At 58.8% G+C, this 17,594-nt stretch carries 9 protein-coding genes; 6 read left to right on the top strand and 3 right to left on the bottom strand.

The features are described 5' to 3' along the window. The first annotated feature begins 204 nt into the window (after nt 1–204). Nucleotides 205–1,146: a sugar kinase gene (locus ABUK12_RS17395; protein ID WP_410013029.1), complete on the top strand. Its 942-nt coding sequence runs from the start codon at nt 205–207 to the stop codon at nt 1,144–1,146. Between the two features lie 95 nt (nt 1,147–1,241). Here ABUK12_RS17395 and ABUK12_RS17390 read toward each other — a convergent pair whose 3' ends face one another. The 3 genes from ABUK12_RS17390 to hmsP all read right to left on the bottom strand — a co-directional run bounded on the left by ABUK12_RS17390 (nt 1,242) and on the right by hmsP (nt 6,501). Then, nucleotides 1,242–2,726 carry a M16 family metallopeptidase gene (locus tag ABUK12_RS17390; RefSeq protein ID WP_410013028.1) on the bottom strand — a complete coding sequence of 495 codons (1,485 nt, stop codon included), beginning with the start codon at nt 2,724–2,726 and terminating at the stop codon, nt 1,242–1,244. A gap of 273 nt (nt 2,727–2,999) precedes the next feature. After that, nucleotides 3,000–4,274, bottom strand: coding sequence for a dicarboxylate/amino acid:cation symporter (locus tag ABUK12_RS17385; RefSeq protein ID WP_410013027.1), 1,275 nt, complete (start codon nt 4,272–4,274; stop codon nt 3,000–3,002). Between the two features lie 220 nt (nt 4,275–4,494). After that, nucleotides 4,495–6,501, bottom strand: coding sequence for a biofilm formation regulator HmsP (gene hmsP / locus ABUK12_RS17380; RefSeq protein WP_410013026.1), 2,007 nt, complete (start codon nt 6,499–6,501; stop codon nt 4,495–4,497). Between the two features lie 804 nt (nt 6,502–7,305). Between hmsP and ABUK12_RS17375 the strand changes: the two genes are divergently transcribed. Genes ABUK12_RS17375 through ABUK12_RS17355 form a run of 5 tightly spaced genes read left to right on the top strand, consistent with a single transcriptional unit; the run spans nt 7,306 to nt 17,593 of the window. Continuing rightward, the gene (locus ABUK12_RS17375; protein WP_410013025.1) at nt 7,306–8,148 is read left to right on the top strand and encodes a hypothetical protein; all 843 of its coding nucleotides are present in this window, start codon (nt 7,306–7,308) and stop codon (nt 8,146–8,148) included. Beyond that, entirely contained in the window at nt 8,139–8,942 is an 804-nt protein-coding gene (bcsQ, locus tag ABUK12_RS17370; RefSeq protein WP_410013024.1) for a cellulose biosynthesis protein BcsQ, read from the top strand. Before ABUK12_RS17375 ends, bcsQ begins: the two co-directional genes overlap by 10 nt. A gap of 17 nt (nt 8,943–8,959) precedes the next feature. Beyond that, nucleotides 8,960–11,059 carry a UDP-forming cellulose synthase catalytic subunit gene (gene bcsA / locus ABUK12_RS17365; protein ID WP_410013023.1) on the top strand — a complete coding sequence of 700 codons (2,100 nt, stop codon included), beginning with the start codon at nt 8,960–8,962 and terminating at the stop codon, nt 11,057–11,059. Nucleotides 11,060–11,079: 20 nt separating this feature from the next. After that, nucleotides 11,080–13,608 carry a cellulose biosynthesis cyclic di-GMP-binding regulatory protein BcsB gene (gene bcsB, locus ABUK12_RS17360; RefSeq protein WP_410013022.1) on the top strand — a complete coding sequence of 843 codons (2,529 nt, stop codon included), beginning with the start codon at nt 11,080–11,082 and terminating at the stop codon, nt 13,606–13,608. Nucleotides 13,609–13,657: 49 nt separating this feature from the next. Beyond that, a complete protein-coding gene (locus ABUK12_RS17355) occupies nt 13,658–17,593 on the top strand; it encodes a cellulose synthase subunit BcsC-related outer membrane protein (RefSeq protein WP_410013021.1) in 3,936 nt (1,311 codons plus the stop codon). Nucleotide 17,594 lies beyond the last annotated feature (1 nt).

The following is a 17,594-nucleotide window of genomic DNA, read 5'->3' as shown; positions in this document are numbered from 1 at the left end:
GGATTTCGGACCTGAGGCAGGATAATGATTGAATTTGTTACTGAAAATAGTGATTATCCCTGAACAAGGGCCCCCGCAGGGCGCGATCTAAGTCATGAAAAATTAAAACAACGTTTCAGTGCTATTGACGGCGGCGACCAATCTAGTGAGACTAAGTGCGTTAACCCCTTTTCTATTCACTTTATTCATACAGGCTCGCAGTAAATGACAACCAAAAACATTGCCGTTATCGGCGAATGCATGATTGAACTGTCCGAAAAAGGCACCGATGTTAAACGCGGGTTTGGCGGCGATACCCTCAATACCTCGGTGTATATTGCGCGGCTGGTCACCTCGGGCGAGCTGGACGTACATTACGTCACCGCGCTCGGCACCGACACCTTCAGTGAAGACATGATCGGCGCATGGCGGCAGGAAGGGGTGAAAACCGATCTTATCCAGCGCCTGGATAACCGTTTGCCGGGCTTATATTATATCGAGACCGACACCACCGGCGAGCGCACCTTCTATTACTGGCGTAATGAAGCCGCCGCGCGCTACTGGCTGGAAAGCGCGGATTCAGAGCGTATCTGCCGGGAGCTGGCGGGTTTTGATTATCTTTATTTGAGCGGCATCAGCATCGCCATCCTCAGCGCCGAAAGCCGCCGGCGCCTGCTGGCGCTGCTGAAAACCTGCCGGGATAACGGCGGCAAGGTCATCTTTGACAATAACTATCGTCCGCGCCTGTGGGCGAGCAGGGAAGAAACCCAAAGCGCATATCGGGATATCCTCACCCACACCGATATCGCCTTCCTGACCCTGGACGATGAAGATATGCTGTGGGGCAAACAGCCGGTGGACGAGGTCATTAAGCGCACCCGCGGCTGGGGCGTGCAGGAAATTGTCATCAAACGCGGCGCCGAGTCCTGTCTGGTAACGACCCGGGAAGGGGAACTGCTGGACGTGCCGGCGATCAAACTGCCGAAGGACAAGGTGGTCGATACCACCGCCGCGGGCGACTCGTTCAGCGCCGGCTATCTGGCGGTGCGCCTGACCGGCGGCGACGCGGTCTCTGCGGCCAAATGCGGCCACCTGACCGCCAGCACGGTGATCCAATATCGCGGCGCCATCATTCCACGCGACGCAATGCCCGCAATACCTGCATAAGCCCATGATGCGTGAGGCGGCGAATGCCCTTTCCTGGCTATCGCCGCCATCATGCCCGCCGTTACCGCGTTGAAACCAGCCCCGCCCAGCCCGCATCAAGACGGCGGCGGGATATCCGTGACTTCCGGTTTGCTCTCATCGACGGCTGCCGGCTGCGGTCCCGGCGCCATGATATGCTCGTAGGTTTCCTGCAGCGCCTTCATATTCATTTCCGGCTCGCCCTTGGGCTGCATCAGCACCAGCGTGGCGTTTTGCGATAGCTGCGAGCGCAACTCTTCATTAAGCATCTGCAGCGTCAGCTTAGACAAAAACGCGTTGCGCAGCTTCTGGTACTGCTCCGGCGCGATATCCACCACGTCATTTTGCTGTGAACGCAGACGCTGGCTCATTAATATGTCGGTATCGGTACGGGCGTAAGTGGCGAACAGCGTGCCCAGCTCGCCGGTCTTGCGCGCCATAAGCGCGTCGAACTCCGCCTTGCTCAGGCCGTTATTGCGCAGGTTCGCCAGCTCATGGGAAACGAAGGTCAACGCGGCCGTCAGGTTATCCATGGCGGTGTCCATATGCACGGCGCACTGGGAGCGCTGGTAATGCACGTTACAATCGAAACGCAGGTTGGTCTGCTTCAGGTTGCTGTCTTGCATGGCCTGCTGGACATGCCAGAACAACGCCTCGCGGGCCAGATCGCTGCGCCAGTAGCGATCCAGGGAGCGCGAATCGCGGATAGGCTGCCAGGGAGTATCCCATACCAGCTTCAGGCTATCTTCTTTGGCGTCCTCGCTCATCAGGCTGACCGGCTGCGCCACCAGCGGCGACAGCGCCGGCAGCGTGGAAGGCGTATCGCGCTTGCCCTTCAGCGATGAGAACGTTTTGACGATCTGCTCGTTCAGCCCGCGATTGTCGACGTTGCCCACCACATACAGCGTCATGGCGTCCGGCGTATACCAGCGCTGATAGAATTGCTGCAACTGCTGGCCGCTCACCGGCGCGGCCGCCTGCCGGCTCGGATCGTGGGCCAGCAAGACCGACCCTTTAAGGCGGTAATGCCACCAGGGGCTGCCGGCATTGGCGGGGGCGGTCGCCACCGGATCGGCCCCTTCCAGGGCGGCATGCAGCGTGGTGGGATTAATGGTTAAATGGCCGCCGGTGTTCATCATCCATTTCAGCGCCTCTTTCAACAGCTCGGGGCGGCCGTTGGGCAGGCTCAGGCTGTAAAGCGTGTAATCGTAGGAGATGACGGCCGGAGGCTGCGGACGTTCGCGGTCCACGCCCTGTTGCCAGAGTGATTTCAGCTGCGCGGAGGAAAAGTTTTCACTGTGTGTCAACGCCAGGCGCGGAAGCAGGCGCGCAAAACCGGTCTGCTGCGCATTTTCAGCCAGCGAACCGGTATTCACCATTAAGCGTAATTCAATACGATCGTTCGGCCGTTGCGGTGTTGCCAACACTTGCCAGGAGAAGCCATTACTGAGTTTACCCTGTTGCCAGGCGGGATCGGGTTGTAATGCTTCTGCCTGAACATTGCCACCCACCGTCGCCAGTAACACTCCACTCATGAAAAGACGAATTCCGGTGCCCTGCATGTGAACCCCTACTCAATAACTGCCTATTAAAATATGTAATCTCACTCAGACGGTTTACCGTGCGTTCCATCGATTAGTACTTTTTCCGTCGGAAAAAAGCGTGGCGCAAAGTGTACCATGTTGTTAGACCGCAGACCTTTGCGGATGTCACGGCACGGCATAAAATAGTACCGCCTGGGGTATAAACGAGATAAAAATAGGCGTAACAGGGCATTACCGGCCGTATCGCCATGCATCGGCCGGTAAAAGGGGGGCAAAAACAGCAGGAAATGATCAGGTTCCGGAGGCGGCCGTTTTCGTGGGTTTAAGCACCGCGTTCAGCTGTTTTTCATCCAGTTGATCACACCACTTGGCCACGACGATAGTGGCGACGCCATTGCCCACCAGGTTGGTCAGCGCGCGGGCCTCGGACATAAACCGGTCAATGCCGAGGATAAGCGCCAGCCCGGCCACCGGCAGGTGCCCGACCGCCGACAGGGTCGCGGCCAGGACGATAAAGCCGCTGCCGGTGACGCCCGCCGCCCCCTTGCTTGACAGCAGCAATACCACCAGCAGGGTCACCTGATGGATGATGTCCATATGGCTATTGGTGGCCTGGGCGATAAACACCGCCGCCATGGTCAGGTAGATGGACGTGCCATCGAGGTTAAAGGAATAGCCGGTGGGGATCACCAGGCCCACCACCGATTTTTCGCAGCCGGCACGCTCCATTTTATCAAGCATGCGCGGCAGCGCCGACTCGGAAGAAGAGGTGCCGAGCACAATCAGCAGTTCTTCTTTGATATAGTTGATAAAACGGAAGATATTAAAGCCGGTGACCCGCGCAATCAGCCCCAGCACCACCACCACGAACAGGATGCAGGTCAGATAGAAACAGGCGATAAGCTGCCCCAGCTGTATCAGCGACCCCAGGCCATACTTGCCGATGGTAAAGGCCATGGCCCCGAATGCGCCAATCGGCGCCAGGCGCATGATCATATTGATAATGCCGAAAATCACCTTGGCGAAGCTGTCGATAACGTTAAAAATCACCTGGCCCTTCTCGCCCAGGCGGTGGAGGGCGAAACCGAACAACACCGCGAACAGAAGCACCTGCAGGATATTGCCGCTGGCGAAAGCGCCGATTACGCTCGCCGGGATGATATCCATCAGAAACGCCACCAGTCCCTGCTGCTCGGCCTGCTGCGCATAGATAGCCACCGCCTTGGCATCCAGGGTGGCCGGATCGATATTCATGCCGGCGCCCGGTTGCACCACGTTAACGATAATCAGGCCGATAATCAGCGCTATGGTGCTGACGATCTCAAAATACAGCAGCGCCACCGCCCCGGTGCGGCCCACCTCTTTCAGGCTTTCCATGCCCGCGATACCGGTGACCACGGTACAAAAGATAACCGGTGCAATGATCATCTTGATTAATTTAACAAAACCATCGCCCAGGGGTTTCATGTCCGCGCCCAGTTCCGGATAGAAATGCCCGAGCAGGATCCCTGCCGCAATGGCCACCAGGACCTGAAGATAAAGGCTTTTAAACGGGTTGAATGTCATACGCCAACCTTATTCATTAGTTATACGCGTTTAAGTGGGTTGAATATGTAGCAAGGATATTAATGATTTGATAATGAATTACATATCTCGAAATACCAATACACCACCGCGCGGGGGTTGTCGGCAGGCAACGGAGAGAAATTAGAATTGAAACGCTTCAGTTGGACTTTAGAAACTATAGTAACCGGCCATGGGAAGCGGCACACGGCCGCACCGGCGATCAAACGGCGGCGAGATGCAGGAAACGCTGCTCGAAATCCTCCTGGGGCAGAGGCTCGGAAAACAGGTAGCCCTGTCCCCAGCTGATGTTATGATCCAGCAGGCATTGCAGCTGCGCCTGGGTTTCCACGCCTTCAGCGATAACCGGCAGCGACAGCACCTCGGCAATGGCGCTGACAATACGCAGCATCACCAAATCCTCAGGCAGTTTTTCGATAAAACTCCGGTCGATTTTCAGCAAATCAATGGGCAGGTTGCGCAACCGGTCCAGATAATAAAGGCTGGAGTAGCCCATGCCGAAGTCATCCAGCGCAATCAAAATCCCCAGCTCGCGCATTTGCCGCAGCAGGCCGAGGGAGTGCTCGAATTCAGTAATGCGCGCGGTCTCGGTGATTTCCAGCACCAGTTGTGCGGGCGCGATCTCGTAGCGGGCCAGCAGCACTTTGAGAAACGGCACCAGATTGGATTCCTGCAGTTGTTTGGCCGAGAGGTTCACCGCCAGCTGGAGATGGATACCGCGTTTACGCCATTGCGCCAGAATGCGGCAGGAGGCTTCCAAGACCCAGTTGCCCAGCGGCACCATCGCGCCGATTTCTTCGGCGCCGCTGATGAAATCCGACGGCAGCGAGTAGCTGCCGTCATCCTGGCGCCAGCGCAGCAAGACCTCCGCGCCAATCAGCCGCCGGTCGCGAATATCCACCTGCGGCTGGAAGAACAGTGCGCAGCGTTCCTGCTCTATGCCTTCCAGGATGGTGCTTTCCAGCGTCATGCGCCGGTGAACCATGGCGGTGAGCTTGGGCTCGAAGAATAAGATCTGGTTTTTGCCGTTGTCATGGGCCAGCATCATGGCGGACGTGGCGCGCCGCAGCAGTTGATGCGCGGACTCGTCGTTGCGCAGTCTCAGGGCAATGCCGATGCTGGCGGCGGGACGCAGCGACAGGCTACCGATGGCCAGGGGGGCATTAATGCTTTTCATGATGCCCTGCGCCAGCTGCATTCCTTCGTAAGCGTTCTGGATTCCGTGATCGAACAACGCGAATTCATTGTGATTGAGCTGGCCGAGAAAACGATGATCGTTAAGGTGCCGCTTAAGCTGCCGGGTCAGCGTCATCAGCAGGATGCCCCGTTGCGCCTCGGTAAGAATGCCGGTGGCTTCCTGTAGCGTGCTGATACTGATGACCAGCAGGCAATATTGCTGCATATCCCGGCACAGGGCCATGCGCGAATCCAGCATGGCGGTAAACAGGTTTTTATTCGGCAGCGCGGTCTCGGCATGGCGGGTCGACAGCCGGTTAAGATCGTCGAACATGCCGGCCAGTATCTGCTGGTTGCGATTATAGCTGCGCACCAGCACGCCAAGCTCGTCGTCGCGGTGCATATCCGGCAGCGAAAGCTGGTGGCGGGGAATGTCCTGCGCCGGCAGCGTTTCCAGACTGCGGGCGATTTCACGCAGGGGATGGACCATCAGGCGGTTAATACACCAGGTGATCGCAATCGTCAGCACCAGCGCCAGCAGGAGATAGGTGGACATCATGGTGGAAAACGCGCTGGCGATAAATTGGTACAACCGGTAGGAGTCGGCTTGCAATACCAGCGACGCCAGGGCCCGTGGATGCGAAGGCCGCGGAAGCGCGTACAGCGGCACCGAGATTTCCACCGGCAGCCGGAACAGGCGCTCTATCAGCGCCGGCACCGGCCGCTCCGGCGGGAAATCCGCGTGCAGTACCTGGAAATCATCCGGCAGCACCACATCCGCCCGGCTCAGGATGCCCACCGGCTTCAGGGTGGCGAGAATCCGTTCGGCCTGCGGCACGTCTCCCTTTAATACCGCGCTGGATAAAGGCTGACGCACCGACATGGCTATATTTTGCAGCTGCTGGGCGTAATCCTCACGGCGCTGCTGCACAAAATGGAACAGCTGGATCACAATGAAAATGCAAATAGTCACCAGCGCCACGCCTGACACCGTAGCCATTTGTTTAATCGTTAATGAACGTCTGATCCGCAAACTGTTCTCCAAGGCGTTTTTCAGCTCGACCCGTTACGCTCCCTAACCCGGCGGACGGTTACCCGGCTCACCCCGGCCCCGGCCATGACGAAGGACAGCGCATATTTTCGCGATTCGGGCAGCAAAAGTTGCCGGGCGGGCCGCAGAGCGATTTTGTGCATACTAATATATACTATCTCACGCCGGGTTTTATTTTTTAAAACAGGCATTTCGTCTCTTTAACGCTTATCGGCGACACTCGGTTATAATGACGACGTTTTACCTAGGAATATTCTGATTCATGGCGGTCCCGGCGCGCGCCGGCGGGGTAGATAGGGCATTAATCCCCGCGCATCCCTGACGTTGCGGCGCTGGCGTGAAGAACAACAGCTGTGTAAAATGCAATCAGCGCCCTACATCAGTTTTATTGCAGTTTGAAATGCCATTATTTTAACAAGACATTACGTTTTCTTTATAATTTTTCGCTGGCATCACGAATGGGATAGCATGAGCAGAGGATAATGGCATTTCCCAGGCTATCGCTTTATTCATGACCGCCCCATGCCGGCGTTGGGGATTTACATTTTCACTGCTTCGGCACTCAAGACGGGACTATAATTTTACCGCAGCTCAATGTGTTTCATTTGATTTAACTTTGTAAAAAATTGAAACTTGTATTAGTTTGTCTTGAGGACCTTCTCATTCATTTCATTGTGCCAGGCTCGAGGCCCATTACCATCCCTAACATACCCCGCGGGCGCCGTCTTGTTCATAAGATAATGCGGTCCGCAGAGTGGTCGCGCAAATTTATCCGGTGAGGTAGGAATGAATAATTACGATGATATTAAGCGGTTTAAAGAAAAACTCAATATGGAAGGCATTGATTATAAAGAAATCGCTGAAAGCAATCCTAATATTACCGCGCATAATTGGGCGATTATAAAACAAGTGGCCACGGCCGATGAACCTTTTCATCCCCTGGAGCAGGGGCGCCCCACACAGCCCACCCCGGCTCCCGTCTCGGATAAAGAATTCAGCGCATCGCCGCTGGGGCAACCGCTGGCGGCCCAGCAGCCGCGCGCGGGCGGAAATATTAATCGGGACATTGGCGCCATAAACGCCCACTATCAGCCGCAGGCCTCAACAGCGGCGGAGTCTTTTGCTTCCCCCCTGATGAGCGCGGTCGGCAAGGCGCTGCCGGCGATAGGCCCCGTGGCGCCCGTCGCCACGCCCCAGGACGGCAATGCGCCCGCGGGCGCCGCGTTTCTTAACGCCATACAGCAGGAATTTGCCGCTCCGCCCGCCGCCGTGCCCACGCGGTCACAGGAACCCGCCGCGGCATCGCCCTTCGACGCCGGGCAACATGGCCGCCCCGCCGCGGCATCGCCTTTCGACGCCGGGCAACACGGCCGCCCCGCCGCGGCATCGCTATTCGACGCCGGGCAACACGGCCGCCCCGCCGCGGCATCGCTCTTTGACGCAGCGCGGCATGACCAACCCGCCCGGACGTCTTCTACGGCGGCGTCATCGGTCCGGGCGCCGGCCAATGCCGCCGGTACCATGCGCTTTAATAGTCTGTTTAACCGGAAATCCCAGTCATCGGCAATGCCGTCGGGTCGGGATACGCCCCTTTCACTTCTTTTAGAGAATATTGCGTTATGCCGTTAGTCTGTGTCTGTTCGCCGAAGGGCGGCGTGGGTAAAACAACCGTCAGCGCCAATCTTGCCTACGCCCTGGCCCGCAGCGGCAGCAAGGTGCTGGTTATCGATTTCGATGTGCAAAACGCGCTGCGGCTGCATTTCGGCGTACCGATTTCCGATACCCGCGGCTACGTGGCACAGGCCACCACCGCCGTGGACTGGAGTCAGTTTATCCTGAAAGCCGACGCCAATCTGTTTGTCCTGCCCTATGGCGAGGTGGAGGAAGAACAGCGTCTGGCGTTTGAAAACGCCATCAGCCGCGATCCGCATTTCCTGCTGCGCGGATTAAACACGGTATTAAATTACCCCGGCCTGGTGGTCATCGCCGATTTTCCTCCCGGCCCGGTGGCGGCGTTAAAAGCCGTGCAACCCTTCGCGGATATGCACATTGTGGTCATGCTGGCGGATACCGCCTCGCTTTCCTTATTACCGCAAATGGAAAACCACAAATTCCTCGGCGCGCCGATGAATAACCGCCTTGGGGAATATTATGTGGTTAATCAAAGTGATATGCGCCGCAACTTAAGCCGCGACGTATCGCAGTTTTTTGAACAGCGTCTGGGCGACCGGTTATTAGGCACCATACACCGCGATGAGTGCGTACCCGAAGCCAACGCGTCGCAGCGTTCAATCATTGAATTCAGCCCGGTGTCCGCCGCCGCGTTCGATATAGAACTCATCAGCAAAAAAGTCGCCGCCATTGTCGGCGTGAAAGTGGGCGATGGCGAGTTTTATGCCATGCCTAATCACGGCATCAAATAATAAGCACAGGAACAGGCATGAATAAGTTTCTATTTTCTATACTGCTTTTACTGTTACTGCCTGTTGCCGTGCTTATCATCATCACGCCGATGGACAGCGACAAACAATACATCTTCGGCCTGTTCAGTATCGGACTGATGTTGCTGCTGGGCGTAAGTAAAAGCCATTTAATCAGCGTCATCATGATAGTGATGTCTTTTTTGATGTCCACCCGCTATATCTATTGGCGCGCCACCGAAACGCTGCACTTTAATTCGGTGATTGAAGCGGTATTGGGGATCGGCCTGTTTATTGCCGAAATGTATGCCTGGGTTATCCTGGTGCTGGGTTACCTGCAAACCACCTGGCCGTTAAAGCGCAAAATTGAACCTATGCCGGACGACCCGGCCACCTGGCCGACGGTGGATGTCTACGTCCCGTCCTATAACGAGAGCCTGGACGTGGTGCGTGATACTGTCCTTGCGGCGCAGTGTATCGACTACCCGCGCGACAAGATGAAAATCTATATTCTGGACGACGGTAAACGCAATGAATTCGCGGTGTTTGCCGCCGATGCCGGGGTGGGTTATATCACCCGTAACGATAATAAGCATGCCAAGGCCGGCAACCTTAACCATGCGATGACCGTGACCAAAGGCGAGTTTATCTGTGTATTCGACTGCGATCATGTCGCCACCCGTGGCTTCCTGCAGGCCACCGTGGGCAGCTTTTTGATTGACGATCGCCTGGCGCTGATCCAAACGCCCCACCACTTCTATTCTCCCGATCCGTTCGAGCGCAACCTGTCGGCGGCGCGCGATATCCCCAACGAAGGCGCGCTGTTCTACGGGCCGGTGCAGCAGGGCAACGATAACTGGAACGCCACCTTCTTTTGCGGGTCCTGTGCGGTGATCCGGCGCAGCGCGCTGGAAGAAATCGGCGGATTCGCGGTGGAAACCGTCACCGAGGACGCCCATACCGCGCTGAAGCTGCAGCGGCTGGGCTGGAACTCCGCCTTTTTGTCCATTCCGCTGGCGGCGGGTCTTGCCACCGAGCGCCTGGGGCTGCATGTTATCCAGCGTACCCGCTGGGCGCGGGGCATGACCCAGATTTTTCGTCTGGACAATCCGCTATTCGGCCGCGGCCTCAAGTGGCAACAGCGTTTGTGTTATCTCAACGCCATGCTGCATTTCCAATACGGCCTGCCGCGCGTGGCGTTCCTGACCGCGCCGCTGGCGTATTTATTGTTTAACCAAAATATTATCGCCTCTTCCGCCAGCGCCATATTTGCCTATGTTTTGCCGCATTTGTTCCTGGCCATCTATATCAATTCCCGCATGAACGGGCGTTTCCGCTATACCTTCTGGGGTGAAATTTACGAAACGACCATGGCGTTCCATTTGATTATCCCCACCCTGCTGACCCTGATTTCCCCCCGGCACGGTAAGTTTAACGTCACCGATAAAGGCGGGTTACTGGATGTCGGCTTCTTTGATTTCCATATCGTCAAACCGCATCTGATCGTGGCGGTGCTTCTGGGCATGGGTATTGCCGCCGGGGTGGTGCGCGCGGTCATGCATGACTATTTTAACGTCGATCCCCGGGTGATTTTGCTCAATATCGTCTGGGCGTCCCTGAGCGTCATCATTTTGCTGGCGGCGATTGCGGTGGCCAAGGAAACGCGCCAGATCCGCAAGACTATCCGTATCGATGTCAGCATCCCGGCCATTATCCACTACGCCAGCGGTATTTCGGTGCGCACCGAAACCCTGGACCTCTCCATGGGCGGGATGAAGCTGGTAACCCCCGACGACCGCTATCAAACCGATCGCATCGAGGAAGTGGAACTGCGGCTGCAGTCCGGCGCGGTCTGTATCCCGGTCAGCCTGATTGGCGCCGACGCCAGCGTTATTCGCCTGATGTTCGAAGCGATGCCGCTGGAAAAACGACGTGAGCTGGTGCGCGTGGTGCTGGCACGCGCGGATGCCTGGATTGTGCCGCCCTATCCGAAAGATCGGCCGCTGCACTCATTTGCCAGCATTGTCCGCTGCGTCTTCGAGCTCTTTTACAACACCTGGAAAGAGCGCGGCCAAAAAAGAAAGAATGCCAAGTCCGCAGGACCTGGCGAAGCGACCTAAGCTCACGCGGAAAAAATTGCATGCCATTTCGTATCAGGAAGATAGCCCATTGTGTATTACTGATCGCCGCCTTGGGCGGCCTCGGCGCCACGGCATGCGTCGGGGCGGCCTTTGCCGCCGATCCGCAGGCCGCGCCGGTTTATCACCTGCCGCCGCTTCCGGCGGCGCAGGATACTGGCGGCGCGGGCGCCCAGTCCGCTGACGATACGCGCCAATCCCCGGCCGCCGACCCGGCGGCAACCGGTGCCGGCGCGCCGGCCGATGGCAGCGCGCCACCAACCGCAAGCGCCGTCGGCACACCTGCCGGCGGCCTGCCGATGGATTTTCCCCCGCCGGTAATAAGCGTGGCGCCGCAGGCCGCCGCGCCGGGCCAGGGCGTGGATAGCCAACTGGCGCAGGTGACCCCCCTCAACGATGACACTATCAGTGTTGCCGGCATGGGCCAGCCGAACGGCCTCACGCTGAGCGGCGGCCAGCTCCAGTCCGGCATTGTGTTTACCCTGCCCCGCGATCAGGTGGCGACCACCGCCCGGCTATACCTGGCGCTGAAAGTCTCCCCGGCCCTGGCCGCGCGGGACACCAGCCTGCGCCTGATGCTCAACGGCCAGGAACTGGGCAATGTGGCGCTTAGCCAGGCCAGCGCCACGGATAATGTCTATGAGCTGGATATTCCGGCGGCAATGATCGTCAGTAACAACAACCTTAGCTTTAGCGTGAATGACGACAATACCCTGACGTGCGAGCGGGATCTGTCGGATAAATATTGGGTGACCGTCCTGCCCACCAGCCATTTGCAGTTGAGCAGCCAGATACTGGATATCGGCCGCGACTTAAGCCATTTCCCGCGCCCGTTTTACGATCCGCTGTCGATGAAGGGCTCGTCGGTGGCGTTTATCTTCGGCCAGACGGTCAAATCCGACGCGGTGGCGGCCGCCAGCATGCTGGCGTCCTATTTTGGCCTGCTGTCCAGCTACCGTAATATGGAATTCCCGGTGCACCTGAACGAGCTGCCGGCGCAAAACGGCATCCTGTTCGGCCAGCCCGGCGATAAAATCGCCGATATCACCCTGCCGCAGGTAACCGGCCCCACGCTGCAGATGATCGATAATCCGCTCAATCCGGTGTATAAGCTGTTGCTGGTGGTGGGGCGCAACGGTAATGAAATGCGCCAGGCCGCCTATCGCCTGATTTCGTCGCCGCTGCCGGCCAGGCAGGATGTCATCCAGGTGCAGAACCAGACTATCCCGTTACGCCAGCCCTACGACGCGCCGCGCTGGATTGACACCACCAAGCCGGTCTATCTGAAGGATCTGGCGCAAAACCCGGAATCGCTGACCGCCAACGGCCTGTATCACGACGGCATACGCATCGGCTTTCGCGCCGCCCCGGATCTGTTTATGTGGGATGGCGATTTCATCCCGGTAAAAATTGATTACCGCTTTCCGACCGAAAACTGGATAGACGAAGATTCGTCGCAATTGAGCATTACGCTTAACGGCACCTTCCTGCATAGTTTACCGGTCAATAAGCACGGGCTGGTGGAAACCGCCTGGCGCAAGCTGGGCGGCGATACCCGCCAGGAAACCTTTACCCTGCAGCTGGCGCCTTATCTGATTTACGGCGATAACCAAATGGAATTTTATTTCGCCCTGAAGCCTAAGGCCGACGCGCCCTGCAGCCTGCTGACCAGCAATAATATCAAAAGCCGCATCGACCCGGACTCAACCATCGACCTGAGCCGGACGCACCATTTTACGCTATTGCCCAACCTGTCCTATTACGTCGGCGCGTCATTTCCCTTTAGCCGGCTGGCGGATTTCTCCCAAACGGTGATGCTGCTGCCCGCCAAACCGGAGGCCGGTGAAATCGCCACGCTGCTGGCGATGGCCGCCCGCGCCGGCAATGCCACCGGCATCGCCCTCAATCATGTGGATGTACGCCTGGGCCTGCAAGACCATGCCGCCGGCGGCATTCCCCTGGCGGATAAGGATATCCTCGCCTTCGCCTCGCTTAAACAGACCGATCTGGTGCGCGATTTGCTGGCCGGTTCGCCGTATGAAATGCGCAACGGCCTGCTGTCGGTCAAGGAAGAGACGCTTACCGCCCGCCTGAAAGGCTATTTTACCGGGCGTTTTTTCCGTCAGGGCGTGGAAGCGGACCGTTATCTGGCCTCCACCGACGCCTGGCGGGGATTCCTGAGTTTCGCCTCGCCCTGGGCCGGCAAACGGGTAGTGGTACTGGCCACGGCCACCGACAGCGATCAGTTGTCGCATATTAACGCTGATTTACAGGTACCGGCCATTAATGCCGGCGTTCGCGGCGATATAGCGGTGATCAATGCGGAAAACGGCGTAAAAAGTTTTACCGTGGGCAGCCAGTTCCCCAGCGGGGAGATGCCCTGGTACATGATGATAATCTGGTACGCCAATCAGCATATTATTTTCCTTTCCTTAAGCGGCCTGGTGTTCGCGGTACTGATAGGAAGTTGTATTTACGTTCTGCTGGCGCGGCATGCGGCTAAACGCCTGGCCAATAGCGCGAACAAATAACCGTATCGATAAGATGCGTTGCCTGACTGGGCCATATGGGTAAAAGAAAATGAAACGGCAAATAAAAAAAGACTTAAAAACGCTGTATGTCGCCGGCCTGGCGGGCCTGTCGCTGTTTTCCGCCCTGGCGCAGGCAGCGGATAATAGCCCGGCCATTAACGCGTTGCTGCAGCAGGCAGCCTATTGGCACGAAAAAGCCCATAACGATTTGGCCCAGGAATCGTTACAGAAAATCCTGGCGGTGGATGAAAATAACGCCGATGCCCTGTATCTGCTCTCGCTCTACGCGTTACGCGACGGACAAAAGGCCGAGGCCCAAAAATGGCGCCAGCGGCTGGTCAAGGCCTCGCCAGGCGACGCGCGCCTGCAGAACCTCGACAGCGCCAGCGTACTGCAAACCATCTCGCCGACCCAATTAGCCAATGCGCGCCAACTGGCGGCGCAGGGCAACACGGCGCGCGCCATCGAAAGCTACCGCACCCTGTTCCAGGGCAACCAGCCGCTGGACAGCCTGGCGGTAGAGTATTACGAAACCCTGGCCGGGGTTCCGGCCTCGCGCCCGGACGCTATCGCCGGCCTGCGCAGCCGCGTCAGCCAGCAGCCGTCCGATACGGCCGCCAGGATGGCGCTGGGCAGGATCCTGACCTATGACGAAAACACCCGTCGCGAAGGCGTCGGGCTGCTGGCGCCGATGGCGGCCAATAACAAGGCGGCGGACAACGCCCTGCGCCAGGCGCTCATCTGGATGGCGCCGCAGCCCGGGGATAAAACCGTCTATGACGATTATATGCAACGCCACCCCAGCGACGGCGCGGTATTACGCCATTTTCAGGAAAGCGTGGGCGGCGCTGAAAAGGGACAGGGCTATTCAGCCCTGAACAGCGGCGATCTTACGGCGGCGCGCAGCCGGTTCGAGGCGGTGCTGACCACCAACCCCAACGACGGCGACGCCTTGGCCGGGCTGGGTTATATCGCTATGCGCGGCGGTGATTTCAGCGCGGCGGAAAACTACCTTAACCAGGCAATGAAGCAAGGCGGCCCGAACAGCGCCCAATGGGCGGCGCTGGCCAAGGACGCGCATTTTTACGGCGAACTGAACAAAGCCAAAGGCGCCGTCTCGTCCGGCGACCTGAACGCGGCGCTGGCGCTCAGCGAGCCGCTGGCGCAGGCGGAAGGCAGCAAAGGCGTCTCGGCGGAGCTGTTCCGCGCCGACGTCTTGCGCCGCAGGGGCGACCTGGCCGGCGCGGAGCAGGCCTATCGCACCGCGCTGTCGAGCGATCCGCAGAATACCGATACCAAGCTGGGACTCTACTATACCCTGCGCCAGGCCAATAAGACCGCCGACGCGCAGCAGGTGCTGGAAACAATACCGGCGGATAAGCGCCCGCAGGTGGCGGCGGGCGGCGTCAACGTCGAGCCGTTGCGCCGCCAGGCCGCGCAGGCAATGCAAGCCAACGATCCGCAGCGGGCGTTGAATTTGCTGCAGCAGGCGCTGGAAAAACAACCGTCCAATATCTGGGTGCGCCTGGATATGGCGCGCATCCTGCAAAAGCAGGGAGACAGCGCGCAGGCCCAGGCCATGATGGCCGCCGCCGGCCAGCGCGGCGCGCCGGCGGACAACCTTTACGCCGCCGCCCTGTTCGCCAGCGAAACTCAGCGCTGGGCCGCCGCGGCGCAGCTGCTGGCCTATATTCCCGACAGCCGGCGCAACCGCGCCATGCGCGATCTGGCCGCGCGGGTAAACTTTAACCAGCAGATGGCGGGCGCCGAACGTTATATCCAGGAGGGCAACCGCACGGCGGCGTTAAACACCTTGCGCGCCCTGGCGCAAACGCCACCCGCCGCGCCGGCAGATGTGGGCAAACTGGCGCAGGATCTGATGACCCTGGGCGACAGCGCCGCCGCGGTGGCGCTGGTACGTAATAATATGCGCGCCGGCGTTAACGGCAATGCCGGTGATTATGCGGCCCAGGTCGGCGTGCTCAACCAGGCCGGCCTGACCGCAGAGGCGGAGGCCTGGATGAATAATCCGCGCATCGTGGCCAGCAGCACGCCGGCCGAACTGAGCCGCATTCGCCAGGGCTCGGTGATTAACCAGGCGGATGAACTGCGCGAACGCGGACAATACGCGGCGGCCTACGATAAGCTCATCGTGGCGATGCAAAGCGATCCGCAAAACGTCGATCTGATGCTGGCCATGGCGCGTCTTTACCAGTCCGGCAAAATGAACGAACAGGCGGCGCGGGTCTATGATTATGTGCTGGTGCGCGAACCGCAAAACGAAGGCGCCCGCGAAGGCGCCGCCAACGCGGCCCTGGCCCAGGGCGATATCGCCCGCGCCAAACGGCTGGTGGCCGGCATGCAGGGACCGCGTTCGGTAGATCGCATGGTGCTCGAGGCGCGCATTGCGGAAGCGGCGGGGGATCATGAGCAGGCCATCGCCCTGCTGCGCTCCGCCAAAGGCCGGGTCATCGGCCTGAATACCGCCGGCCCCGGCGGCGCGCCGGTTGTCGGTGGGCTGGAAACCGCCGACAATCCCTTCGTTAATAAAACCGTGGCCGCGGCCGCGCCGCGCACCGCTTCCGCCTACGGCGCCGTACTGCCGTGGCAGCGTTCCGATAGCCCGGCGCCGCTGCCGCTGACCGGCTTGACGCTGGCAACCGCCAGCGCCGAAACGCCCGAAGACCGTACGCTTAAACAAATCAATCAGTTGCTTGATCAGGAACAGCAAAAAACCGCCACCTGGGTGGAAGGCGATGTGGGAATCCGCAGCCGCGACGGTGAAAGCGGCCTGAGCGGCCTGACGGAAATCAAGGCGCCGCTTGTGCTCTCCGGCGTGCCGTTCGACAGCTCGCGGCTAAAACTATCGGTCACGCCGGTTTCGTTAAATTCCGGCTCCACCAGCGGCACGGTCAGCAACCGTTTCGGCACCGGCGCGCTGCAGCAGGGACGCATGGTGGAAAACGCCACCAATAACGCCACCGCCGCCGCCGGCGCCACCACGTCGACCACCACCACGTCCACCACCACCAACTCCGACGGCACCCAGAGCAGCACCACCACCACCACGTCCTCCACCGCGGATGCCGCCTCCACCGTCAATCCCGGCGATTACGCCGCCGATTCCTCCGGTTCGCAGCAGGCCTCCGGCGTGGAGGTCAACCTGGCGCTCAGCGGCGACAGCTACAAGGCCGATGTCGGCACCACGCCTCTGGGCGAGGATCTGAGCTCGCTGGTGGGCGGTCTTCAATGGTCCCCCAGCCTGACCACCTTCAGTAAGCTTATCTTTACCGCCGAACGGCGCGCGGTCACCGACAGCCTGCTTTCCTACGTGGGCACGCGGGATAAGATTAGCGGTAAAAAATGGGGGCAGGTCACCAAAAACGGCGGCGGCGTCCAATACTCCTACGACGACGGCGACGCGGGCCTGTATGCCGGCGTCGGTGGTTACAGTTACCAGGGCGACAATATTCCCGGCAATACCGGCATCACCTCATCGGCGGGATTTTATGTCCGCCCGCTACGCGAGGACCATAGCGAGGTGAAGACCGGTATTAACATTACCTTTATGGATTATGATAAAAACCTCAGCTATTACAGCTACGGCCAGGGAGGCTATTTCAGTCCGCAAAACTATATCAGCGTCTCGCTGCCGGTGGATTACACCCAAAAGTATGACGACTGGGACCTGACGCTGGGCGGCTCGGTGGGCTATCAGTCCTATTCACAGGATAAAAGCGCCTACTATCCGAATAATCCGGCGCTGCAAACCGCCCTGGAATCACTGGTGGCCGGCGGATATGTCGATTCGGCCTATTACGACGCCCGTAATGAAAACGGCGTCAGCTATAATGTGCACGCCAACGGCAGCTATAAAATCAATCCCAATATGTCCGTGGGCGGGCAGGTGGGCTACGACACCTTTGGCGACTACTCCGAGAGCACCGCGCTGGTGTACTTTAAATATTTATTGGGTGGTAAATAAG

The organism is Sodalis sp. C49, from assembly GCF_046352915.1.
In the GTDB taxonomy this organism is placed as follows: domain Bacteria; phylum Pseudomonadota; class Gammaproteobacteria; order Enterobacterales; family Enterobacteriaceae; genus Acerihabitans.
This window is presented reverse-complemented; position numbering and strand designations above follow the sequence as displayed.